The following is a 22,473-nucleotide window of genomic DNA, read 5'->3' as shown; positions in this document are numbered from 1 at the left end:
GCTGAGGTGGGACCATGCCGGAGATCTCCCGCGAATCGGCGAACCCTCCCATTCGGGGGTTGACATGGCAATGGTGGGATTCACGTGTATACAGAAAGACCGATTCCATGTCTCGTTCCCACGTCATCGAGCAGTGCGGGAGTCACGTTGCCCACGTTCGGCCTGAACGGTCGCGGCGTCGACCGCGGGGCGTCGGGGTGTGGCCGGCCGCGCGACGTCCCGCCGTCTGACGCTCGTGGTGCTTTTACTTCTCCCGATGCTGTCGACCCCACCCCGTTTCCTTGCTCCCCTTGTCGCCGCGATCGCGTTGTCCGCGGGATTGCCGCCGGCCGCCGGCGCACCGGCGGCCAAGTCGTCCATGGTGGCGGCCTCGAACGTGGCGCTGCCGCCGTCGATCACCCGCGTGATCGCCATCGATAACGTCTGCGCGTGGCCGATGCTGGTCACGTTGCCCGACGGCACGTTTGTGGCCGTCATCCACAATCGACCGAGCCACGGCCAGATGGAAGGCGACGTCGAGGTGTGGGCGAGCCAGGACGGGGCGTTCTGGGAGAAGCGTGGCCATCCTGCGCCCAACGATCCCAGGACCGTGCGCATGAACGTGGCCGCCGGTCTGGCCCGCAACGGCGATTTGCTCGTGCTGTGTTCGGGCTGGACGGATGTGAAGCAGCCGGATCGGCCGAAGCAGGGCGTGTTCCGCGACGCCGTTCTGCCCATCTGGGTCTGTCGTTCCGCCGACGGGGGGCGCACGTGGACGCAGCATAAACAATTTCCCGACGGCGAGCGCGGGTGGATGCCGTTCATTCCCTTTGGCCCGATCCTCGTGGGCGAGGGTGGGGCGCTGCACGTGTCGTGTTACGCCGGCGAGTTTGTCGATCCGGCGGCGAGCACGCGCACGAAGAGCTGGCGCGCGTGGCATTTCCGCAGTGACGACGACGGGCGCACGTGGCGGCAGACGTCCGTCATCGGCGCGAAGCACAACGAAACGGCGATCTTCCACCTGGGTGGACGCAACTGGCTCGCGGCCGCGCGCATCGATGCGATGGAGATTTTTCGTTCGACCGACGACGGTGCGACCTGGGGTGACATGCGGCGCGTGACGGATAAAAACGAAATCAACGGTCACCTCGCGCGCTTGAAGGACGGCCGGATCCTCCTGAGCTACGGCAGCCGGATCGCCGGTCAGTTTGGCGTGCTGGGGAAATTCAGCTCGGATGAAGGCCTGACGTGGAGCGCGCCCGTGCGGCTCGTTCACAGTCTCGAGCAGGACTGCGGTTACCCGAGCAGTGTGCAGCGGCCCGACGGCAAAATTGTGACGGTTTACTACGCGAAGCGCGTCGAGAATCACGAGCGTTACCACATGGGCGCGGCCATCTGGGAGGCTCCCGCGCGATGAAATCGTCGGCCACGCGTGCGCAATGGCTGGGCGGATGGATCGCATTCGCCACCGTAATCGTGTCGGGCCAGGAGTCCGCGATTAACGGATCGGTGGCGTCGCCTTCGCCGGCCGACGTGGCCGCGATGCAGGTCGCGCCCGGGATCGTGCGGTTCGAGAAGACGAGCACGAAGGTCATCAGCCACCAGCCTGAGTACTATCACGGCTGGCCCACGGTGGCCGCGCGGCGGGACGGCTCGCTCGCGCTGATCTATTCCGGCGGGCGCGATTATCACGTTTGTCCGTTCGGCCGGATCGACACCATGACGTCGACTGACGGCGGCGAAACGTGGAGCTGGCCGCGCACAATCATGGACAGCCTGACGGACGATCGTGATTCAGGCCTGCTCGAGACGAAGCGCGGCGTGTTGATCGCGACGTTTTTCACCTCGGTCGCGTATCAGCAGCACCTGAATGCGCCCGAACGGCTGCTGGCGAAGGTGTACGGCGGTACGCTTGATCGCACGTTGGCGCGCTGGCGAACGGCGGAGATCGGCGCGACCCAGGCCGAACGCAAGGCCGACGTGGGGTACTGGCTGATGCGTTCCACCGATGGCGGTCGGACGTGGTCGGCGCGTACGGCGGCGCCGGGCTATTGTCCGCACGGGCCGATTTCGCTCCGGGATGGTCGCGTCTTTTATGCAGCGGCGGATGGAAAGAAGGCGGCCGCGTGGGCCTCGACCGACGACGGCCTGACCTGGACGCACCTCGCCGATCTGCCGACGCGCGCGGGCGAACTGCACTCGGTCGAGGCGGGCGACGGCACGTTGATTGTACACGTGCGCGACAAAGTGCAGACGGCAACCGGGACAGCGCAACGCACCCTGCAGACCGAGTCGCGCGATGGTGGCCGGACGTGGTCGGCGCAGCGTTTCGTCGCCCACGGTTATCCCTCGCATCTCGTCCGCCTGCAGGACGACACCTTGATCAGCACGTACGGTTCGCGCACGGCTCCGTTTGGCATCCGGGCAAAACTCAGCCGCGATCATGGCCGCTCCTGGTCGGCGGAGTTTATCCTGACCGACGACGCGGCGAATTGGGATCATGGATACCCGAGCACCGCGCAGCTGGCTGACGGCAGCCTGGTCACGGTGTGGTATGAGGCTGCGGCCGACAGTCACCTCGCCGGCCTGCGGCAGACAAAGTGGCGGCTCGACCCGCGCTGATGAATTCTAACGGACATTCGAAAAACAGTGTCCCTGCCACTGCGTCCGCCCGTGCCGCCGTCACCTAGTTTTTTGGAACCCCCTCCTCCCACCAGCGCCATGAAAACCAAACCACGTCTCACACCACGTCTCGTCTGTCTGCTCGTCCTGGGCTGCGGCGTCACGTTTGTCTCGCCTGGCTTCGCCCAGTCGACGCCCAAACCCACGACCTCGCCGACCGCCGGGGACGAGGCCGTGAAGTTGAAGGAGTTTGTCGTCACCGACTCCGAGGATGTCGGCTACTCCACGCCCAACGCCGTCGGCGTGGGCCGCTTTCCCACCGCGTTGATCGACACGCCGCAGACGATCAACGTGCTCAACCGCCAGTTCATGGATGACTTTCAGGCCGCCGAATTGTTCGACGTGCTGAAGTACGTCGCGGCGGTCTCGATCGAATCGAACGTGGGCGACAGCGTGCAGGTTCGCGGTTACACGGTGCGCGATCAGTACACGGACGGCGTCGTCGACAACCAGAACCAGAGCCAGATGGGCGCGGAACCGTTCCAGTTCGAGCGCATTGAGGTGATGAAGGGGCCGTCGGCGCTCGTCTATGGCTCGACCGCGATCGGTGGCGTGACCAACCGCGTGCGCAAGACGCCGCTGTGGAAACCGAAGGGCGAGCTCGGTCTCACCATCGGCAATCACAACCAGATCAAGACGGACTTCGACTACACGCGGCCGCTCGGGAAATCGGTGTCGGTCCGCCTCATCGCGACCTACCGCAACGAGGACATCGTCAACAACGTCGCGGCGCGTTTCGCGTACGCCCGGCGCTACAACATCAATCCCATGTTCACGTGGCGGGTGAGCGCGAACACGCAGCTGCGCATCGTCGGCGAGTTCCTGCACGAGAAGTCCTTCAAGCACTGGGGTGAGAACGGCATGTTCCAGCCGTTCGTGCCGGTGAAGGGCTACACCGTGGTGCCGAAAGGCCTCACGCAGGCGCAGGGCGGCTTCACGACGTGGGGCCTGCTGCCGCGCGATTTCACGTTCTCTGAACAGCAGGCGCATGTCCGCAACGACAAGCAGGCCGGCTCGATCTACTACGAGATGCAGCCGATGAAGGATCTCATGGTGCGCATCTTTGGCACCGTCAGCTTCTGGGATCACTTCGTCGAGGACGTGATTCCCGTCGGCATGGCCGCCAACAACCGGGAAATGACCCGGCTGTGGCGCACGATCGGCAACGATGACTTTTACGTGACGGGTGGTCTCGATTCCAGCTACCGGCTGAATCTCCCGGGCAACGATCACCGGCTGCTGTTTGTCACGCAGTACACGACGCGCCGGCTCTGGCAGGAGATCGTGCAGGACACGGCGAATCCCATTCCCAATCTGAATCTCTTCAATCCGGTCTATGCGCCGTTCACCCCGAAGACGCCGCGCCAGACCAACTACCAGTTCACGAATGCGGGTAACCACAATTTCTCCTTCCAGGATCACGTGAAGTTCCTGCAGGAGAAATTCCAGGTCGTCGGCGGCGCGCGGTTCGACAAGTTCAACACCCGGACGGACAACGTGCTGACCCGCGTCAACGGCCGCACGAATTTCGGCGAAGCCTGGACGTACAAGTACGGCGCGATCATCAAGCCGACCAAGTCGGGCTCGCTGTTCTACAATCACTCTGAAACGTACGCGCCCAACTTCGGATCGCAGCCCGATGGCACCGCCTTCGAGCCGCAGCTCGGCGTCATCGAGGAAGTCGGATTCAAGCTGGCCCTGTTCGAGGGCCGCGTTGCCGGCACCATCTCGATGTACGACCTGCAGCTCCAGAATCTCCTCACCGCCGATCCCGATCCGGTGCGCGCGGCCCAGGGCTGGCGCATTCAGATCGCGAAGCAGCAGACGAAGGGCGTCGAGCTCGACATCTTCTTCAACGTGACCCGCAACTGGTCGTTCAATGTCGGTGGCGCCAAGATGGATGTCACGCTGCCGAGCGGTTTGTACCCGCGCGGATCGCCGCGCAGCACGGCCAACTTCAACACCCGGTACAAGTTCTCCTCGAGCGAAGGCCCGCTGAAGTTCATCAAGGGCGTCACCATCGGTGGCGGCGTCATGCACAAGGGCCCGGCGCCCGTCGACGCAATCAACTCGTACTACCTGCCCAAATACACCGTCGGCGACATCTTCGCCAACTACACCTGGGGCAAGTACCGGTTTGCCCTCAACGTGAATAATTTCACGGACAAGTGGTATCTCGCCCGCGCGGTGTCGAAGGAACAGGTGTTCCAGGGCAGCGACCGGATTATCAAGTTCCGCCTGACGCGCACCTTCTGACCCGCGGCGTCCAATTGAAGGGTGAAGGTTGAAACCTGCATTCAGCCTTCATCAGCCTGGGCGCGATCACGTCACTTCCGTTTCCCTCGTTTCCTGCCGGCATGAAAATCATCAAGGAAGGCGGTCACCGTCTGTTTGAAACGGATCCGGAGACCGCGCGCTACGTCAGCGATCTCCTGCGGCAGCTGCAGGCGGGCGGCATGGATGCCGTGCGCGCGCTCAGTGCGAAGTTCGACGGCTGGTCTCCGGCGGACTTTGAACTCACGCCGCAACAGATTGCCGACGCGGTGGCGCAGTGTCCGGAGGAGTTGATTCGCGACACCGCATACTGCCAGGACAACGTCCGGCGCTTCGCCCAGGCGCAGCTCGGCACGATGGCACCGCTGGAGATGGAGCTGCGGCCAGGGGTCCGGCTCGGGCACCGTCACATTCCGGTGGGATCGGTCGGCAGCTACGTGCCGGGCGGGCGGTATCCGATGTTTGGATCGGCCCAGATGAGCATCATTCCCGCGAAGGTCGCGGGCGTGAGAACCGTCGTCGCGTGCACTCCGCCGCTGCAGGGCGGCGGGGCGTACCCCGCGACGATCAACGCCATGAAGGCGGCGGGCGCAGATCGCATCTTCGTGGTCGGCGGGGTGCCGGCGATGGCGCTCATGGCCTTTGGCATGGGCGTCGTCGACCCGGTCGACATCCTGTGCGGTGCCGGCAACAAGTTTGTCGCCGAGGCGAAGCGCCAGCTCTTCGGGCAGTGCGGCATCGATCTCCTCGCGGGCCCGACCGAGATCGCCATCATCGCCGATGACTCGGCCGATCCGGCGCTCGTGGCCTGCGATCTCCTCGGGCAGGCGGAGCACGATCCGGCGAGCGGTCAGTTGCTCGTGTGCCTGAGCGAGGCATTTGGCCGCGAGACGCTGCGCGAGCTCGAGCAGCAGTTGCGCGTGCTGCCGACGCGCGAAATCGCCGGGGCTTCCTGGACCAGTCACGGCAAACTCTACGTGGCGGACGACGTCGCCGAGGCGATTCGCATTTCCGACGACTACGCACCCGAGCACCTGGAGTTGCATGTCACCGATCCGGACCACTATTTCCAGCGGCTGAAAAACTACGGATCACTGTTCATCGGCGAGGAGACGACCGTCGCGTACGGCGACAAGAGCATCGGCACGAATCACATTCTGCCCACGAGTCGCTCGGCGCGCTACACCGGTGGCGTGTGGGTGGGAAAATTCCTCAAGACGGTCACCTACCAACAGATGACGCCCGCCGCGAGCGTCGAGGTCGGAGCGGTGACCGCCCGGCAGTGCGACGTGGAACGCATGCACGCCCATGCGATCACGGCCCGCGTGCGCGTTGCGCGTTATTCACGTGGTTGATCCATCGTGTTCGCCGATCGACCTGTTCATTCACCGCTTTCAATCATGCCCACCCAAACTATTTCAACCCTCCGCGCCCGCGCCCTGCGTTGTCTCGCCGCCGGCTTTGCCGCGATGACGTCAGCCGTTCTGCTCGCCGCCGCGCCCGCGGCCTCGAGCCCCGGTATCCGCAAACTTGATGACGTCACGCTGTACGCGGACGCCCGTTTTCACAGCGCGTTTCCCTCCATCGTGCGCCGGCCCGATGGCGAGCTGCTGGTCGCGTTCCGCCGCGCGCCCGACCGGCGGCTGCTGGGGGACGAGAAGACGTCACATACTGATCCCAACAGCTACCTGGTCACCGTTCGCTCGCGCGACGCCGGCAAGACGTGGACGAAGGAGCCGCAGCTGATGTACGCGCATCCTTACGGCGGGTCGCAGGATCCCTGCATGGTGCAGTTGCGCGACGGCACGATCGTGTGCGCGAGCTACGGTTGGGCGTGGATGCCGCCGGCGGCGCTGCCCAAGCTGCCCAAGCCGAACTCGGTCGTGGGCGAACGTTACGTCTTTCTTGGCGGCTATCTGCTGCGATCCACCGACGGCGGTCACGCCTGGAGCGGCCCGCTGTATCCGCCGCGCACGCAGGGCGACAACCGCGTGGATATTTACGGCCAGCCGCTGCCGGCCTATAATCGCGGCGCAATGTGCGAGGGAGCCGACGGACGCCTCTACTGGGTCGTGGCAATGAACGCCGCCGAAGCTCCGCGACGGAGTGAGAATCACCTGCTGGTGTCGGCCGACAAAGGACTCACATGGAGCTATGCTTCAGCGGTGGCGGTCGATTCCAAGGTGACGTTCAACGAGACGTCGATCTACGAAACGCCCAAGGGTGATCTCGTGGCTTTCATCCGCACCGCGGATTTCAACGATCACGTCGTCATGGCGCGCTCGAAGAACAAGGGCCAAAGCTTCGAGCCGTGGACCGATGCCGGCTTCCAGGGCCATCCGTTGCATGCGACGCGTCTGCCGGACAATCGCGTGCTCCTGGTCTACGGGTATCGGCACAAGCCCTACGGCATCCGCGCCCGCGTGTTGAATGCGGAGTGCACCGATGCTGCGACGGCCCCCGAGGTGGTGTTGCGCGACGACGGCGGCGGCACGGACCTGGGTTATCCCTGGGTGACGATGATCGACGCCAAGCGCGCGCTGGTGGTTTACTACTTCAACAAGGAGAATGGCCCGCGCACCATCGAGGGCACGTTCGTCCAGGTGGAGTGAGATTCAGTCCACCCGCTCAACGCGCCGACGCCAGCAGCTCGCGCCACCGGATCCGGAACACGGCGTCCGTGCGGTGGCGCTTTTTATCCTCGCCGCCGAGGCAGTAGAGCCACTCGCCGGCCTGCACGAGTCCAACCATGCCCGCGTAAGGCAGCGGCCGGGTGGGGAGGTAGGTGCGCGACGTGACGTCGAAGAGATAAGCGTCGGCCACAAACTCGACCTCGTCGTTGCGGTAACCGCCGGCCACCAGGATGTGGCGATCGTCGAGCGTCACGGCGCAGTAACCGCGGCCCGGGTGGGGCAGGGCGGGAAGTTTCTCCCAGCGATTGGTCGCAACCGAGTAGACGTGCGCCGAGCGATGATTCACGACCTTCTTGTCAGTGGCGTCCCAGCGGGCGCCGCCAAAAACAAACATGCGATCGCCCAACGCGGCGGCGGTGCCGGTGGTCAGGCCCGCCTCGGGATAACTTGCGAGCCTGGTGATCGCGCCGGTGGCGAGGTCGATGGCAACGAACGCGCTGCCCACGCGATCGATGGCGGCCTGATCGTCGGTGCCGCCCACTGCGTACAGGCGCGCACCGATCCGGGCGTGTGCCGCGTAGACGACGCCGCTGGTCAGGGGCGCGACGAGTTGCGCGGCTTTCCCCGTCTCGATCTTCCAGAGCGACTGATGTGTTTTCTCGCCGGTGCTACCCCCGGCGATCCACCACGTGCGGCCATCGTGGCCGGTCACGCCATAGGCGAGGGGAGCGGGCAGGCGGCCAGCGTCGCGCCAGGCATTCTTCCGCGCATCGTACGCCCACACCTGATCGAGCCACAACTTGGTGTCGCCCTGCCAGGTGGTGCCGCCGGCGAGGTGTACGTCGCCGCCGAGCACGGCGCTGACGAAGCCGCCGTTGCCCACCGGCAGCGGTGCGAGGCGTTCCCAGGTAGCGGCGGTGGCGGCGTGCACGTTGATCATACTCAGGAGGAGGGCGAGCCAGCCGGCCCGGCAAAAATGAGAGAAGGCGACGTGGATCATGAAAGCGGGGCGCGGCGCACCGCGGCTCCGCGTGGAAACACCGTCGAGTCATTCGCGGTCGCAGGCAAGTCTTCGCGCCACCCGCGGCGAACGCGCTTGCGCGTCACTGCCGTTGCCGGGATTTTCGGGCGCGGTCGCATGAACCTGCGGCGACTCCGATCAGGACGCGCGCCGGGTTCGTCTCTCCTCTTTGTATGAAGCATCTCCGTCTTTTTCTTCTCCTGATTGTGATCGGCGGCGCGGTGGGTTGGGCGCAAACGCCGGATCGCGTCACACCGATTTCATCGCTCGAGGAATTGCGCACGCTGCGCCAGCGGGCCGCGGAGCGCCAGCGGCGCGTGATCTTCAACAACGATGGCAACGAACCGGTCTACCTCTGCAAGACGACCTCCGCCGAGGAACTCCTCGGGTATCGCACCACGCCGCTGATCGGTTCGCAGGTGGATGCGATCTTCTACTGTACCTGGAGTTCCGGTTTCGGGCTGTTCACTCATGGCACGAAGATCGGCGAGGTGTTTTCCACGACGGAGGATTTGTTTTCCCGCAACCTGGCACCGGCGCTGATCGCGGCCGGGACGGACCCGCTGCGCGTGATGACGGACTTCGGCCGCCAGCATGGGATCGAGATCTTCTGGTCGTTTCGCCTGAACGACACGCACGACGGCAGCGGCGCCGCATACGGGCCGGTGATGTTTCGCGCCAACCGGCTCAAGCGGGAGCACCCGGAGTGGCTGATCGGCTCGCCGACGCAGAAGCCGAAATTCGGGGCGTGGTCGGCGGTGGACTTCACGCGTGAGGAGATCCGCGACCTGGCGTTTCGCTACGTCGAGGAGGTTTGCCGGAACTACGCGGTCGACGGCGTCGAAATCGATTTCTTCCGCCACCCCGTGTTCTTCAAACGCGCCGCGCAGAGCGGGACGGAATGCAATGACGCGGAACGCGACCTGATGACGGCGTTGATGCGTCGCATCCGGACGATGACCGAGGTCGAGGGGATGAAGCGCGGCCGGCCGATTCTCTTTGCCGTGCGCGTGCCGGACTCCGTCGCGTACTGCCGCGCGAGCGGCCTCGACCTCGAGCGGTGGCTCGCGGCCGGACTAGTCGACCTGATGATTCCCGGCGGCTATTTCCAGATGAACGAGGTCGGCACCAGCGTGGCGCTCGGCCACAAGTACGGCGCCAAGGTGTATCCGTCACTCGACGAGTCGCGGGTGCGGGATGAGGCGGCGCGCAAACTGCGCTCGTCCACCGCCGCCTATCGCGGCCGCGCGCTCGCCGCGTGGCGCGCCGGTGCCGATGGCGTTTACCTCTTCAATGCCTTCAATCCGAAGGATCCGATCTGGCGGGAACTGGGCTCGCCGGCGCTACTCGCCGCGGCGGATCGCGATGCGTTTGCCAGCGTGCTCGGCCAGGGCGCGGCGGCGGGTGGGGCGTATCCCCATGCTGGATTCATGACCGTCCCGCGGCTGAATCCCGCCAGTCCCATCGCCCTGCGGCCCGGCGCATCGGAAACGCTGCCGGTGAATTTGGGCGGTGCACCCGGTGATCCTGTGGCGGAGCGCGTGACCCTGCGCCTGCAATTCAGTGCGCCACCTGATCCGGCGGCAGTCGCGGTCAGCGTCGGGGGAGTCGCGTTGCAGGGTGGCGTGGTGAGCGAGCGCTGGCTCGAGTTTGTGCTCCCGCCGTCCGCGACGCAGACGGGCCGCACGACGGTGCAGGTGACGCTGGCCGCGGGCGCGACGGCGGTGAGCTGGACGGATCTGCACCATAGCGTGCGTTTCGCGGAGTCGGCGACCCGTTGAGGGCGCGCGGGTGACGGGTCGCCTTGGAGGGGACCTGCAGCGGAGCTCCCGCGAATCACACGAATGGACGCGAATTTCACTGCTGAAGATCAGTCCAGCGACCCTCCAGGAATGTTCACCGTTTGGGGGCGGGCGAATTTCCCGTTCTTCTCGTTCGCGGCCTTTCGCGTGATTCGCGGGCCACGGAGTCGATTGGCCTCAGCACGTGAGGCGCAACGTCGGTTCGTGCGCCAGGCTGATGAGTCGCGCGGAGGCCGTGCTGCCGGCGAGCCGGGCGGCGATGAGCTCGACCGCCTGCGTCACCATGGTGCCCCATGGAATGCCGATGGTGGTGAGCCGGAGTCGTTCCGCGACCGGGGCGTTGTCGAAACCGACGAGCGGCGGCAGGGCCCGCTCGTGCGTGCGGCAGTGCCTGATGATCGCTTCCGCGAGCCGGTCGTTGCAGGCGAAGATGCCGGCCGGACGAGCCGCGAGCATTGCCGCGGCGTGCTCGCCACCGGCCTCTACGAACCAGGACGCGGCATGCACCACGCGTGCGCCGGCGGCGTGCCGGCGAAAGCCCGCGATGCGTTGCAGGCTGCGCGGATCGTCCCTCGGCCCGCCGAGGACGGCGAAGCCGCTGGTGCGTCCTGTGCGTTGCCTGAGTAACTCGGCGGCGCACGCCCCGCCGGAAAAATCGTCGGTGGTCACCGCGTCGACATAACTGCCACCGAGACCTGACGGCGGGTGATCGTTCAGGCAGAGCGCGAACCGTTTCGATTCCGCCGCGGCCTGCACGGCCGAGCTGGATTCCCACACGACCGGGAAGTGATCCGGCCGGAGCCGCGGCGGGCGGGAGGCGTCGGGCCAGCTGTGCGTGACCGCGATGCCTTTGGCCGCGAGCGCGTCGACGAGCAGTTCAAGCAGGTGCGCGCCGAAGCTCTCCTTGCGTCGCGCCCGCGGGTGGAAGATCAGCTGCACACCGCGCAGCGTGGCGCGCACGCCCGGCACATAGGATCCCGAGGCGGCCTGCCGGCGCAGCATGCCTTCGTCGGAGAGTTCGGCCAGCAGGCGGTGCGCCGTCTGATAGCTTACGGAAAAACGCTGCGCCACCGCCCGCGTGGAGAGGAAACGCCCGCCCGGATGGGCGAAGTCGCTCCGCAGCCGGGCGGCGAGGGCGGCCTTGACCTCGAGAACGTGAGCGGAGCGCGGACGCGGCATCGCGGCCGTTTTATTATCATATCAGTTACCGAGGCGAGCGATTTGATGACCGTTGAATGTTCACGCTGATCAGCTCCACTGGGAGCGCATGGCCGGACCCTTGTTGGCGGACAAAGTCATTGTGATCATAGGCGGGACCACGGGGCTCGGCCGTTCCGCGGCGCGGGCAATCGTCGCCGCCGGCGCGCGGGGCGTCGTGGTGACCGGGCGAAATGCCGCCCACGCGCAGGAGGCCACCTCGGAGCTCGGCGCCGCCGGAGTGGCGCAGGTGGGCGACGCCACCGATGCCGGGCATGCGGAGGCCGCGATCGCGCGGGCGCGGGAGCGGTTCGGTGCGTTTCACGGTCTCTACCATGTCGCGGGCGGCAGCGGCCGACGGATGGGCGACGGGCCGTTGCACGAGCTGACGGACGACGGCTGGCGCGCGACGGTGGATTTGAATCTCACGTCGCTCGTCTATTCGAACCGCGCGGCGGTGCGACAGTTCCTGGCGCAGGGCGGGGGCGGCGTGATTCTGAACATGGGCTCGGTGCTGGGCTGGTCGCCGTCGCCGCACTTCTTCGCCACGCATGCGTATGCGGCGGCCAAGTCCGCCGTGGTTGGTTTCACCACGAGTATCGCGTCGTATTACGCCCCGCAGGGAATCCGGGCGAACGTGCTCGCTCCCGCGCTGGTGGAAACGCCGATGGCTCGTCGCGCGGCCAGTGATCCGACGATTCTCGCGTTCGTCGCGACCAAGCAACCGCTCGACGGCGGACGCATTGGGCAACCGGAAGACTGCGACGGCGCGGCGGTTTATTTTCTCTCGGATGATTCGCGTTTCGTGACGGGCCAGGTGCTCGCCGTGGACGGAGGCTGGACCGTCAGCGAGGGACAGATTCCTCCACCGCGACCGGGGACAAAGCCATGACAGCGTTTCACGGCCCTAATGTAGGCGAGTTGCCCTCACCCCGCGTCGACGATCGATTGCTTTCACTTCCTTCATGAGCGCCGCCACCGATTACTACGATCAGACCCAGGCCTTGCTCTCGCGTTTGCGCGCGACGCAACTGCCCGCCATCGAGCGCGCCGCCGCGATCTGCGCCGGTAGCATAGCGCGCGGTGGACTGGTCTTCATGTTCGGCGCGGGGCACTCGCGGATGATGTGCGAGGAGATGGCGCCGCGGCAGGGCTGTTTCGTCGGTTTCTACTCGTGGGCGGAGCAGGCGGTCTCGCAGCACTGTGCGACCGTCGGGATGAACGGCCTGCGCGGTCCGCTTTTCCTCGAGAAGATCGAGGGCTACGCCGAGCAGTTGTTGTCGGGTTTCAAGTTTGGCCCGCATGACACCTTCATCGTCATCTCCACCTCAGGCATCCGGCCGCTCATCGTTGAGATGGCGCTCGGCGCCAAGGCGCGCGGCTTGCCGGTGATTGGCCTGGTTTCGGTGGCGCACTGTTCGCAGTCCACCCCGGCGCACTCGTCCGGCCGCAAACTGATCGATGTCGCCGATGTCGTGCTCGACAACCACTGCCCGCCCGGTGACTGCGTGGTCGAGGTGCCGGGTCTGGACTGGCGCACGGGGCCGACCTCCACCGTGACGGGAGCAATGCTGATCAACATGCTGCGCTGTGAGACCGCGGAACAGCTCCTGCGCCTCGGCCACAAGCCGGTCATGCTGCCGAGTCACCAGTTTGTGGGTACAACGACGGCACACGCCGCGGAGGAACAGCTCGAAGCCTATTACGAAGGCTACCGGCGCAGCGTCGCCCACCTTTATCAATGATCTGGGCGGCCGGCATCGACATCGGAGGGACGCAGGTGAAGGCCGTCGCCGTGACGGACGCCGGCGAGGTGCGGCAGCGTGCCATGCGGGCGACACGGGACGGCGAGGCCGGTGCGGCGGAGTGGATCGCGGGCGCGCGCGGACTGCTGGCGGACTTTTCGTCCGCGGAGGGAAATGCCCCCGCCGCAATCGGCGTGGGTGCACCGGGCCTCGTCGCCTCCGACGCACGCAGCATCGCCCATCTGCCGGGAAAACTCGCCGGACTGGTCGGGCTCGATTGGACCGCGGCGCTCGACCGGACAACGATAGTGCCGGTACTCAACGACGCGCAGGCCGCGTTGCTCGGTGAAGCGTGGATCGGCGCCGCGCGTGATCGGCGACACGTGGTGATGGTGACGCTCGGCACGGGCGTCGGCGGGGCGGTGCTGAACGATGGCCGCCTGTTGCGCGGCGCCATCGGCCGCGCCGGTCATCTCGGGCACATGTCGTTGGATCCCTCGGGTCCGGCGAGCATCACGGGCATGCCGGGGGCGATTGAGGTGTGGATGGGTGACTGTACGGTGGCTGCGCGCACCGGTGGACGATTTTCAACGACGGCGGAGCTGGTGGCGGCGCATCGCGCGGGTGACGCCGCGGCGTCTGCGATCTGGCTGCGTTCCGTGCGGGCGCTGGCTTGCGCCATTGGTTCGTGGATCAATCTCTTCGACCCCGAGGTGGTCGTCATCGGCGGCGGCATCGCGCTGGCGGGCGACGCGTTGTTTGTCCCGCTCGCGCGCGAACTCGACGCGATCGAGTGGCGGCCGGGCGGACATCGCGTTCCGATCGTGGCCGCCGCGCTCGGCGAATGGGCCGGTGCCATCGGGGCCGCGCGCCATGCCCTTACTTTTCATGACTCCCACTGACACTTATCTGACGCGGGTTCGAACGCTCGTGGATGCCGTCGCCGCGCAGCACGCGGCCATTGCCACGGCGGCCGACTGGTTTGCCGGCACCATCCTGGCCGGGCGCATGGTTCACCTCTTTGGCTCGGGCCACTCGCGCATCATGGTGGAGGAAATGTGGCCGCGCTACGGTTCGTTTCCCGGCTTCAATCCGATTGTCGAACTGTCGCTTTCATTCCACAATCTCGTCGTGGGCGCGAACGGTCAGCGACAGGCGATGTTTCTCGAAAACGTGTCCGGCCTCGCCGAGCGCATCCTGCGCAACTACGCGCTGGCGCCCGTCGACACCGCGCTCGTGATTTCATCGAGCGGCTGCAACGTCGTGCCGATTGAGATGGCGGAACAGTTCCAACGTCGCGGGGTGCGCGTCGTGGCGCTCGTGAGTAAGGCGCACGCGGCGGCGTCGACCTCCCGCCGCGCCGACGGCAGGAAGCTCACGGATTTTGCCGATCTCGTCCTCGACACCGGTGCGCCGGTCGGCGACGCGATGGTCGCGATCGAAGGACTGGATACGCCGGTTGCGCCGGGCTCGACGGTCGGCGGCTGTCTCATTGTGAACACGATCAAGGCCGAGGTGGCGGCACGGCTCACGCGGGCCGGCCAGCCGCCGAAGGTGTTGAGCGCCGGCGTGGTCGTGGGCGCGGCGCGGGCGACGGCTCTTTTTGAATCCGCGTACGACGAGCACGCGCATCGACTGGCGCGGCTCTATGCGAACGTCGGCCCGGCCTGACCCGTTTTCGTTGCAACGTCCGTTTATCGTCCAACCCCCATGAAATCGAACCCGTCGCAGGAGTTGCCCCGCCGCCAGTTCATCGCGCAGGCCGGTCTCGGTCTGGCTGCGCTCTCGACCACGCGTCTCGCCGTGGCGCAAGGGAGCGCGGCCAACAGCAAGCTTCGACTCGGGGTGATCGGCTGCGGCAAACGCGGCCAATGGATCACCGCGCTCTTCGCGGAGCACGGAGGCTATGAGATCGCGGGGCTCGCGGACTATTTTCCGGAGGCGGTGAACGAGGCGGCGGGCAAGTTCGGCGTGCCATCGGCGCGCACGTTCACCGGCCTCAAGTGCGCCGAGAAACTGATCGCGCGGGGGAAACTCGATGCCGTGGCGATCATCAGTCCGCCGTATTTCCACCCTGGACAGGCTCAGGCGGCGGTGGCCGCGGGCATGAACGTTTACCTCGCAAAGCCGGTGGCGGTGGACGTCCCGGGCTGCCACGCGATCACCGCGAGCGCCGATACGGCGCGCAAGCAAGGAAAGGTGTTCCTCGTGGACTTTCAGACCCGGACGAACGAGTTCTACCTCGAGGCGCTGCGCCGCGTGCACGCGGGAGCGTTGGGCGATCTGTGTTTTGGCGAGGCATCGTATCACGACGGACGCCTCGCCTTGAAGGCGCCGCCCGGAACGCCGGAGGCGCGGCTGAAGAACTGGGTGTTCGATCAGGCGCTGTCGGGGGACATCATTGTCGAACAGAATATCCACGCCATCGACGTGATGAGCTGGGTCATGAAGGACACGCCGCCGCTGCGCTGCACCGGCACCGGCGGCCGCCGCGTCCGGCTCGATGCGGGCAATGCCTGGGATCATTTCGCGCTGACTTACGAGTATGCGAACCAGATCGGCGTGACCTTTAGTTCGCGGCAGTTCGACGCGCACGGCACGCCCGGCGGCATCCTCAACCGGATGTTTGGCAGCAAGGGCGTGCTGATGACGGCCTACGGCGGCGACGTCCTGATCCGTGGCGCGGGCGATACGTTCTACCGCGGTGGGAAAACGGGTGGAATCTACAAGGAGGGCGCGGTTGCGAACATCCGCGCGTTCCACGCGGCGGTGCAGAAGCAGGATGTGACCAACGCCACCGTCGCGCCGAGCGTGACGAGCAATCTTGTGGCCATCATGGGCCGCACGGCTGCCTACGAGAAACGCACGGTCACCTGGGCGGAACTGGTGGCATCCAAAAAGGTACTACAACCGGAGCTCTTCGGTCTGCATGCCTGAACCTGGGAGCGCAGGCGTCCCATCTTCTTCCGATCCTGGCAGGCGGGACGCCTGCGCTCCCGCCACCACCTCATGAATTCCCTCACCCGTCGCACGTTTCTCAAGTCCTCGGTCGGGGCCGCGGCCTTGCTCGGTGCAGCCCGCGCGGCGGAATCGACGACGGCCGCTCCGGCGTCGGGCTTTCGGATCTTTGCCTGCGACTGGACGCTGCAGAAGACCTGCAGCCCGGACGCCTTCGCCCTCGCGGCGAAGATTGGCCTCGATGGCGTGCAGGTGGACTTCGGGCGATTGAAGGAGGGCGTGACGACGCCCCCGTTGTTCGACGAGGCGCAGCAGGATCGGATTCTCGCGGCGGCGGTGGAGCACCGGGTGGCGATCGCCTCCCTCGCCATGGGCGTTTTGAATGCGGTGCCGTACAAGAGCCACGCTGCGACCGAGCAATGGGTGCTCGATAGCGTGCGCGTCATGCAGCGCATGCGGGCCCGGGTGACCCTGCTCGCGTTTTTCAGCAACGGCGATCTCGTCAACGATCCCAGCGGAGTGTCCGAGGTCATTCGCCGACTCAAGGTGCTCGCGCCGCGTGCCGAGGCGGCGGGCGTGGTGTACGGTTTGGAGTCGTGGTTGAAGGCGCCGGAGTTGGAAAGGATCCTCGACGCCGTGAATTCGCCCGCCATCCGCGTGTATTACGACGTGGGCAACATGCAGAAGGTCGGCGAGGACATTGGGGCGGCGATCCGACGCCTGGGCCGCGAACGGATCTGCGAGGTGCACCTCAAGGACTACGACGATTTGTACGGCAAGGGTTCGATCAACTTTTCCGGCGTGCGCACGGCTCTGGACGCCGCGGGTTATCGCGGCTGGCTCGGCATCGAGGGCGTCAAGACACCGCTCGGCGTCGAGGCCAGCATTCGTTACGACCTCGATTACCTACGTCCGATCTTTCCGCGTTCCCTCTGATCCCTTTTCCTTCATGCAATCCAGTCCCCTGCGCAGTTCCGTCATTGGCAGTTATCCGTTCCCGAGCTGGCTGGAGTTCGCCAGCCGGCACCTCGAGGTGTTCGGGCGCTCCGATGTGAGCGAGATCCAGGACGACGCCGTGATCGCCGCGGTGCACGATCAGGTCGGCGCCGGCCTCGATGTGATCACCGACGGCGAGCAGACGCGGCTCGACTTCAACCTGTCGTTCTACGGCTACATCGAGGGCATCGAACTCGAGGCGGCCTCTCCGCGGCGGTTCGGTCCACCCGCACACGATCAGCGCGGCAAGCACGCCATCACCGGTGAACTCCGCGCGCCGCGCGGCCTCGGCGTGGTCGAGGAATTCAAGCGGCTGCGCCGGCTCGCTCCGGCCGGGCCGACGCTGAAGGCCAGCGTGCCCGGGCCGTACACGCTGAGCGGACGGCTGGTGCCGAATGCGCAGTACGCCGATCGCTGGGCGATCACCGAGGCGCTGCTGCCGATCGTGCGCAAGGAACTCGAGGATTTGGCGGCGGCCGGCTGTCGCGAGGTGAGCGTCGATGAGCCCTCGATGAGCTGCTATGCTTACAAAGAGGATACACGGCGCTTCGTGGACATCTTCAATCGCACCGTCGAGGCGGTGTTTGGTCGCACGCGGCTGTGCACGCACCTGTGCTTTGGCAACTACAAGGGACGGGCGGTCGGATTGCGCCGCATCGCGCCGATGTTTCCCGCGTTTCTCGACTTCAAGGCGGACGAAATGCACGTGGAGATGGCCAGCCGGGAGTTTGCCGAGATTGAGTTGATCGCAGCGATCGCGCAGCGCATGGATGTCGCCGTCGGCATCATCGACGTGAAAAGCTATTACATCGAAACTCCGGAGAACGTCGCCGACCGCGTGCGGCTCTGTCTCAAACATGCGCCGGCCGACCGCCTCGTGTTCGCGCCGGATTGCGGCCTGAGCCAGACCGCGCGCTGGGCCGCGCAGCCCAAGCTGCGAAACCTGGTCGCCGGGATCCGCCAGGTGAAAAAGGAGTGCGGGTTGTGAGTGCACCTGGGCGCGCCGGCGTCCCGCCGGCTGCAGCAGCATGCCGGCCGGAGGCCTGCGCTACCGAGGGCGGACCACGGAAAGCGTTGTCATGATTGTTCCCGCGCTGCACGACGACGCCTTTCTTGCAGACGTGGCGTCGGCGCGCCGCGAGGCCGGGCCGGGCCGGCTGTACGTCTGGTGGCTCGGGCAGAGCGGATTTCTGCTGCTGCACGCGGGAGAGTTCCTGCTTTTCGATCCCTATCTCAGCGATGCGCTGACGAAGAAGTATGCGGCCACGGACAAGCCGCACGTGCGCATGACCGCGCGCGTCGTGGATCCCGCGCGCCTGGATTTCGTCGCGGTCGTCACGTCCTCGCACCAACACACCGATCACTTCGATCCGGACACGCTCCGGCCGCTGTTTGCCTCGTCGCCGGCGGCGAAGCTGGTGTTGCCGGCCGCGACGCTGGCTGCGGCCGGTGAGCGGCTGGGGGCGGCGGCAGTGGACCGACTCGTGCCGTTGCGAGAGGGCGAACGGGTGACGCTCGGTGCGTTCACGCTCGAGGCGGTGCCGGCGGCGCACGAGGAACTGGCACCGGTGTATGCGGGATTCGTGGTGAGCGTCGGTGCGTTTCGAATCTATCACAGCGGCGACACCGTGCTGTTCCCAAGCATGGAGGCGCGGCTGCGGCCGTGGGCGGTGGACCTCGCGCTGTTGCCGATCAACGGCCGCGCGCCGGAGCGCCGGGTGTCGGGCAACCTCGACGGCGTCGAAGCCGCGCGATTGGCGCACGCGATCGGCGCGCGGGTCGTGGTCCCGTGTCACTACGAGATGTTCACCTTCAACACCGCTTCGCCCGCGGGGTGTGTTGCGGAATGCGCGCGGCTCGGGCAGGCGTGTGCGGTGTTGCGGGCGGGCGAGCGGTGGACGCTGGACGCCCGCACGTGAGCCGGCGGGCGACCCCGAGGGCTGGTGCAGCGCGGAGTTGTCATCGGGCGGGCGGCGCTGTTTTCCTGACGGCCGGAAACGGTCGCCGCATTCTCTCCATGAAAAAGCTCAAAGTCGTCGGTCTGAATTTCGATCACATGCACATGGGCGATCTGCTGCGAAAGTGTCATCAGCACCCGGACGTGGAGATTGCCGGCATCTGTGACGAGGATCCCGCGCGGATGCGGGAGGCGATGGCCAACTTCGCGATTCCGCCCGAGCGCGTGTTCACGGATCCGCACCGCTGCCTGGCGGCGACCGAGCCGGACTTTGTCGTGTTGTGTCCGGCGACGGCGCGTCATGCGGACTATGTCGAACTTGTCGCGCCGTACCGGGCGCACGTGTTTGTGGAGAAACCGTTCGCGGCGTCACTGGCCGAGGCCGATCGCATGATTGCCGCGGTGAAGCGCACCAAGCGGCTGCTCGCGATTAACTGGCCGTTGCGGTGGGTGCCGGCGCACGTCACGGCGCACCGGCTGGTGCGCGAAGGGCGGATCGGTGCGCTGCAGGAGGTGCATTTCTACGATGGCAATCGGGGGCCGCTCTGGCATGCGGCGGACAAGCTCGCGATTGCGCCGACGGCGGCGATGAAGCGGGAGAGCTGGTTCTATCGGAAGAAGCGCGGCGGCGGCTCGCTGCTCGATTATCTCGGCTACGGTACGACGCTTGGCACGTGGTTTCACGACGGCAAAAAGCCGAGCGAAGTCACCGCCGTCACCGCGGGTGCGCGCGGACTGGAAGTGGATGAGCACAGCATCACGGTTGCGCGGTATGCGAGCGGGCTGTCGAAGTTCGAGACGCGCTGGGGAACGTTCACCGATCCCTGGATCCAGCAGCCGCAGCCGAAGTGCGGTTTCGTGCTGAAGGGCGAGGAGGGCACGATCAGCAGTTACGACTACGAACCCACGATTCGCGTGCAGAGCCGAGCGCATCCGGGGGGCGAGATCGTGCCCGTGGATGAACTGCGCGCACCGTTCGCCGATCCGATCCAGTATTTCGTGCACTGCCTCCGCGAGGGCCGGCCGCTCGAGGGGCCGCTGTCGCCGAAGATCTCGCGCATCGGCCAGCAGATCGTCGACAGCGCGATCCTGAGTGCGCGGCTTGGCCGGACCGTAAACCTTGTCGACTGAACCATGAATGACGCAAAACCGGGCGGGACGTATGGATTGAGTGCGGCCGGGACGCGCCGCGTGATGCCGGTGCCGGTGGTGCCGTACCTGCCGCCGCGGCCCCACGCCTACCGCCCCAACGTCGCCCTGATTGGGTGCGGGGGGATTTCCGAGTATCATCTCCGGGCGTACGACGAGATGGGCCTGGCTGTCATTGCGCTGTGTGACTGCGAGCAGGCGCGGGCGGAGAAGCGACGCCTGGAGTTCTTTCCCGAGGCACGCGTGTACACGGATTATCGCGACGTCCTGTTGCGGGACGACATCGAGGTCGTGGACGTGGCGCTGCATCCCGAAGCGCGCGTGACGGTGATGGAGGCCGCGTTGCGGGCGCAGAAACATGTGTTGAGCCAGAAGCCGTTCGTGCTCGATCTCGCGGTCGGCGATCGCCTGGTCGCGCTCGCGGATGAGAACCGCGTGAAGCTCGCGGTGAACCAGAACGGCCGCTGGGCGCCGCATTTCAGTTATCTCGCGGCGGCGGTTGAAGCCGGCGTGGTGGGAAACGTGGCGAGCATCGACTTCACCCTGCAATGGGATCACACGTGGACAGCCGGCACGGCCTTCGAGAAGATTCGCCATCTCGTGCTTTTCGATTTCGGCATTCACTGGTTCGACATGGCGGCGCGTTTGATGCGCGGACGCACGCCGGAACGGGTGTGGGCGAGCGTGCGGCGCACGGATTTCCAGCAGATGTGGCCGCCGATCCTCGGCCACGTCACGATCGATTATCCGGACGCGCAGGTGCGGCTGAACTTCAACGGCCACGTCCGCGAAGGGCAGGAGGATCGCACGGTGATTTGCGGCAGTCGCGGTACCTTGCGCAGCTTCGGCTCGAGTTTGTCGCAGCAGACCGTGACCGTGCACACGAGGGCGGGGCAGGCGACGGTGTCGCTCGAGGGCACGTGGTTCACGAGCGGTTTTCAGGGCGCGATGGGCGAGTTGCTCTGCGCCATCGAGCAGGACCGTGAACCGGGCAACAGTGGCCGCAACAACCGTGACAGCCTCGCGCTTGCTTTTGCCGCGCTGGCCAGTGCGGACTCGGGCGAACCGTGCCAGCCGGGAACCGTCAGCCGTTACGCTCCGTAGCACGCGGTCGCTGCGCCAACACTGGTTGAAGAGCTCCCGCGAATCACGCGCAGGAAAGCGAATTGCGGACGGCAATCCAGTCCGGCGCCCGGCTTCGTTTCACTTTCCGCCTCTTCGCGGCCGTTCGCTTCATTCGCGGGCACCTTGATTGTTCCGCTCAAAGGGAGCTGGTCCCGACCGCGGCAGACGTGGGCGTGCCACGGCGCACGCGTCGCGTTGCCCGGAGTACCTTCGATTCTCCGCGCGGCGGTGCGGGCGGCTGGCGTCAATGCGCGGATTGCGTTTGGCGGGTGCGACAAGGAACGCCCACTGGAGGACAAGAAAGGCGACGCAAATGTCCGGGATCAGACTACAATGCCCGCATGGAATCGTCGCCCCGGAGAGCCGTGCGATTCCGTTCATTCCCATGAAAAAGCACTCGTCCTCCGCCGTTAAATCCTCGGGCCGCGCGCGCGCTGCGGCGCACCCGGCTCGTTCTTCCGCCAAGCCCATCCCGGCTGTCCTTGAGGAAACCGTGGCCGTGGCGCTCGAGGTCACCAGCGAATTCCCGGTGGAATCCCTGGAGTCACCGGCAATGGCCGCGCCCGTGGAGTTGAAGGCGGTGCGCTTCGGCTACTTCAACCCCGACGCGCGCGAAGTGTTCGTCGTCGGATCGTTCAATGACTGGAATCAACGGGCAAACCCGATGAAGCGTGACTCGATCGGCGATTGGTCGATCGAGCTGTCGCTGCCGCCCGGCGAGTATCATTACCGGCTGATCGTGGACGGCGAGTGGCACGATGATCCGAATGCGCAGCAGACGGCGATGAACAGCTACGGCAGTTTCGACGCCGTGGTCGTCGTCTGACCCCGGGGGCGCGAGGAGCGGCAACAACCTTGCAGTGGCCCGCGAATCACGCGAAGGAACGCGAATGAATACTAGGAGAACTGATCCCTCTTTCGCGCGTGTGCGTCGATCGAGTTTGATCCTGTTTTC

19 protein-coding genes are annotated in these 22,473 nt (G+C 66.0%); 17 read left to right on the top strand and 2 right to left on the bottom strand.

All coding sequences use genetic code 11. The features are described from left to right. Window positions 1-256: 256 nt before the first annotated feature. The 5 genes from ACLJEU_RS17075 to ACLJEU_RS17055 all read left to right on the top strand — a co-directional run bounded on the left by ACLJEU_RS17075 (window position 257) and on the right by ACLJEU_RS17055 (window position 7,547). On the top strand, window positions 257-1,396 hold the full coding sequence (locus ACLJEU_RS17075; RefSeq protein WP_414660304.1) for a sialidase family protein: 1,140 nt from the start codon (window positions 257-259) through the stop codon (window positions 1,394-1,396). Next, window positions 1,393-2,601, top strand: coding sequence for a sialidase family protein (locus ACLJEU_RS17070; protein ID WP_414660305.1), 1,209 nt, complete (start codon window positions 1,393-1,395; stop codon window positions 2,599-2,601). Before ACLJEU_RS17075 ends, ACLJEU_RS17070 begins: the two co-directional genes overlap by 4 nt. Before the next feature lie 99 nt (window positions 2,602-2,700). After that, entirely contained in the window at window positions 2,701-4,917 is a 2,217-nt protein-coding gene (locus ACLJEU_RS17065; protein ID WP_414660306.1) for a TonB-dependent siderophore receptor, read from the top strand. A gap of 101 nt (window positions 4,918-5,018) precedes the next feature. Further along, window positions 5,019-6,290, top strand: coding sequence for a histidinol dehydrogenase (gene hisD / locus ACLJEU_RS17060; RefSeq protein ID WP_414660307.1), 1,272 nt, complete (start codon window positions 5,019-5,021; stop codon window positions 6,288-6,290). 45 nt (window positions 6,291-6,335) lie between these two features. Continuing rightward, window positions 6,336-7,547, top strand: coding sequence for a sialidase family protein (locus tag ACLJEU_RS17055; protein ID WP_414660308.1), 1,212 nt, complete (start codon window positions 6,336-6,338; stop codon window positions 7,545-7,547). Window positions 7,548-7,563: 16 nt separating this feature from the next. Here the strand turns inward: ACLJEU_RS17055 and ACLJEU_RS17050 are convergent, their stop codons facing one another. Then, a complete protein-coding gene (locus tag ACLJEU_RS17050) occupies window positions 7,564-8,568 on the bottom strand; it encodes a Kelch repeat-containing protein (protein ID WP_414660309.1) in 1,005 nt (334 codons plus the stop codon). Between the two features lie 194 nt (window positions 8,569-8,762). Between ACLJEU_RS17050 and ACLJEU_RS17045 the strand changes: the two genes are divergently transcribed. Continuing rightward, window positions 8,763-10,370, top strand: a complete 1,608-nt coding sequence (locus ACLJEU_RS17045; protein WP_414660310.1) for a glycoside hydrolase family 10 protein — start codon at window positions 8,763-8,765, stop codon at window positions 10,368-10,370. Between the two features lie 198 nt (window positions 10,371-10,568). On the opposite strand, the gene ACLJEU_RS17040 is transcribed toward ACLJEU_RS17045, so the two are convergent. Then, window positions 10,569-11,570, bottom strand: a complete 1,002-nt coding sequence (locus ACLJEU_RS17040) for a substrate-binding domain-containing protein (RefSeq protein WP_414660311.1) — start codon at window positions 11,568-11,570, stop codon at window positions 10,569-10,571. Window positions 11,571-11,658: 88 nt separating this feature from the next. Here ACLJEU_RS17040 and ACLJEU_RS17035 point away from each other — a divergent pair, with 88 nt between their 5' ends. The 11 genes from ACLJEU_RS17035 to ACLJEU_RS16985 all read left to right on the top strand — a co-directional run bounded on the left by ACLJEU_RS17035 (window position 11,659) and on the right by ACLJEU_RS16985 (window position 22,344). Further along, a complete protein-coding gene (locus ACLJEU_RS17035) occupies window positions 11,659-12,480 on the top strand; it encodes an SDR family NAD(P)-dependent oxidoreductase (protein ID WP_414660312.1) in 822 nt (273 codons plus the stop codon). A 73-nt stretch (window positions 12,481-12,553) separates the two neighbouring features. Continuing rightward, the gene (locus ACLJEU_RS17030; RefSeq protein WP_414660313.1) at window positions 12,554-13,333 is read left to right on the top strand and encodes a sugar isomerase domain-containing protein; all 780 of its coding nucleotides are present in this window, start codon (window positions 12,554-12,556) and stop codon (window positions 13,331-13,333) included. Continuing rightward, the gene (locus ACLJEU_RS17025) at window positions 13,330-14,235 is read left to right on the top strand and encodes an ROK family protein (RefSeq protein ID WP_414660314.1); all 906 of its coding nucleotides are present in this window, start codon (window positions 13,330-13,332) and stop codon (window positions 14,233-14,235) included. Before ACLJEU_RS17030 ends, ACLJEU_RS17025 begins: the two co-directional genes overlap by 4 nt. Beyond that, a complete protein-coding gene (locus ACLJEU_RS17020) occupies window positions 14,222-15,004 on the top strand; it encodes a sugar isomerase domain-containing protein (RefSeq protein WP_414660315.1) in 783 nt (260 codons plus the stop codon). Before ACLJEU_RS17025 ends, ACLJEU_RS17020 begins: the two co-directional genes overlap by 14 nt. A 39-nt stretch (window positions 15,005-15,043) precedes the next feature. After that, entirely contained in the window at window positions 15,044-16,270 is a 1,227-nt protein-coding gene (locus tag ACLJEU_RS17015) for a Gfo/Idh/MocA family protein (protein WP_414660316.1), read from the top strand. A gap of 72 nt (window positions 16,271-16,342) precedes the next feature. Continuing rightward, entirely contained in the window at window positions 16,343-17,227 is an 885-nt protein-coding gene (locus ACLJEU_RS17010) for a sugar phosphate isomerase/epimerase family protein (protein ID WP_414660317.1), read from the top strand. 13 nt (window positions 17,228-17,240) lie between these two features. Further along, window positions 17,241-18,275, top strand: coding sequence for a methionine synthase (locus tag ACLJEU_RS17005; protein ID WP_414660318.1), 1,035 nt, complete (start codon window positions 17,241-17,243; stop codon window positions 18,273-18,275). Between the two features lie 91 nt (window positions 18,276-18,366). Further along, on the top strand, window positions 18,367-19,206 hold the full coding sequence (locus ACLJEU_RS17000; RefSeq protein WP_414660319.1) for an MBL fold metallo-hydrolase: 840 nt from the start codon (window positions 18,367-18,369) through the stop codon (window positions 19,204-19,206). Window positions 19,207-19,304: 98 nt separating this feature from the next. After that, a complete protein-coding gene (locus ACLJEU_RS16995) occupies window positions 19,305-20,375 on the top strand; it encodes a Gfo/Idh/MocA family protein (RefSeq protein ID WP_414660320.1) in 1,071 nt (356 codons plus the stop codon). Between the two features lie 3 nt (window positions 20,376-20,378). Then, window positions 20,379-21,497, top strand: coding sequence for a Gfo/Idh/MocA family protein (locus ACLJEU_RS16990; RefSeq protein ID WP_414660321.1), 1,119 nt, complete (start codon window positions 20,379-20,381; stop codon window positions 21,495-21,497). Between the two features lie 406 nt (window positions 21,498-21,903). Continuing rightward, window positions 21,904-22,344: an isoamylase early set domain-containing protein gene (locus ACLJEU_RS16985; protein WP_414660322.1), complete on the top strand. Its 441-nt coding sequence runs from the start codon at window positions 21,904-21,906 to the stop codon at window positions 22,342-22,344. Window positions 22,345-22,473 lie beyond the last annotated feature (129 nt).

Source organism: Terrisphaera buseokensis (assembly GCF_047521145.2).
In the GTDB taxonomy this organism is placed as follows: Bacteria; Verrucomicrobiota; Verrucomicrobiia; order Opitutales; family Opitutaceae; genus ER46.
This window is presented reverse-complemented; position numbering and strand designations above follow the sequence as displayed.

Bases quoted from the DNA above. Each gene is read 5' to 3' on its own strand.
- ACLJEU_RS17035 (WP_414660312.1), top strand. From the start codon at position 11,659: ATGGCCGGACCCTTGTTGGCGGACAAAGTCATTGTGATCATAGGCGGG.
- ACLJEU_RS17010 (WP_414660317.1), top strand. From the start codon at position 16,343: ATGAATTCCCTCACCCGTCGCACGTTTCTCAAGTCCTCGGTCGGGGCC.
- ACLJEU_RS16990 (WP_414660321.1), top strand. From the start codon at position 20,379: ATGAATGACGCAAAACCGGGCGGGACGTATGGATTGAGTGCGGCCGGG.
- ACLJEU_RS17020 (WP_414660315.1), top strand. From the start codon at position 14,222: ATGACTCCCACTGACACTTATCTGACGCGGGTTCGAACGCTCGTGGAT.
- ACLJEU_RS16995 (WP_414660320.1), top strand. From the start codon at position 19,305: ATGAAAAAGCTCAAAGTCGTCGGTCTGAATTTCGATCACATGCACATG.
- hisD (WP_414660307.1), top strand. From the start codon at position 5,019: ATGAAAATCATCAAGGAAGGCGGTCACCGTCTGTTTGAAACGGATCCG.
- ACLJEU_RS17040 (WP_414660311.1), bottom strand. From the start codon at position 11,570: ATGCCGCGTCCGCGCTCCGCTCACGTTCTCGAGGTCAAGGCCGCCCTC.
- ACLJEU_RS17055 (WP_414660308.1), top strand. From the start codon at position 6,336: ATGCCCACCCAAACTATTTCAACCCTCCGCGCCCGCGCCCTGCGTTGT.
- ACLJEU_RS17045 (WP_414660310.1), top strand. From the start codon at position 8,763: ATGAAGCATCTCCGTCTTTTTCTTCTCCTGATTGTGATCGGCGGCGCG.
- ACLJEU_RS16985 (WP_414660322.1), top strand. From the start codon at position 21,904: ATGAAAAAGCACTCGTCCTCCGCCGTTAAATCCTCGGGCCGCGCGCGC.
- ACLJEU_RS17075 (WP_414660304.1), top strand. From the start codon at position 257: ATGCTGTCGACCCCACCCCGTTTCCTTGCTCCCCTTGTCGCCGCGATC.
- ACLJEU_RS17050 (WP_414660309.1), bottom strand. From the start codon at position 8,568: ATGATCCACGTCGCCTTCTCTCATTTTTGCCGGGCCGGCTGGCTCGCC.
- ACLJEU_RS17030 (WP_414660313.1), top strand. From the start codon at position 12,554: ATGAGCGCCGCCACCGATTACTACGATCAGACCCAGGCCTTGCTCTCG.
- ACLJEU_RS17015 (WP_414660316.1), top strand. From the start codon at position 15,044: ATGAAATCGAACCCGTCGCAGGAGTTGCCCCGCCGCCAGTTCATCGCG.
- ACLJEU_RS17065 (WP_414660306.1), top strand. From the start codon at position 2,701: ATGAAAACCAAACCACGTCTCACACCACGTCTCGTCTGTCTGCTCGTC.
- ACLJEU_RS17005 (WP_414660318.1), top strand. From the start codon at position 17,241: ATGCAATCCAGTCCCCTGCGCAGTTCCGTCATTGGCAGTTATCCGTTC.
- ACLJEU_RS17000 (WP_414660319.1), top strand. From the start codon at position 18,367: ATGATTGTTCCCGCGCTGCACGACGACGCCTTTCTTGCAGACGTGGCG.
- ACLJEU_RS17070 (WP_414660305.1), top strand. From the start codon at position 1,393: ATGAAATCGTCGGCCACGCGTGCGCAATGGCTGGGCGGATGGATCGCA.
- ACLJEU_RS17025 (WP_414660314.1), top strand. From the start codon at position 13,330: ATGATCTGGGCGGCCGGCATCGACATCGGAGGGACGCAGGTGAAGGCC.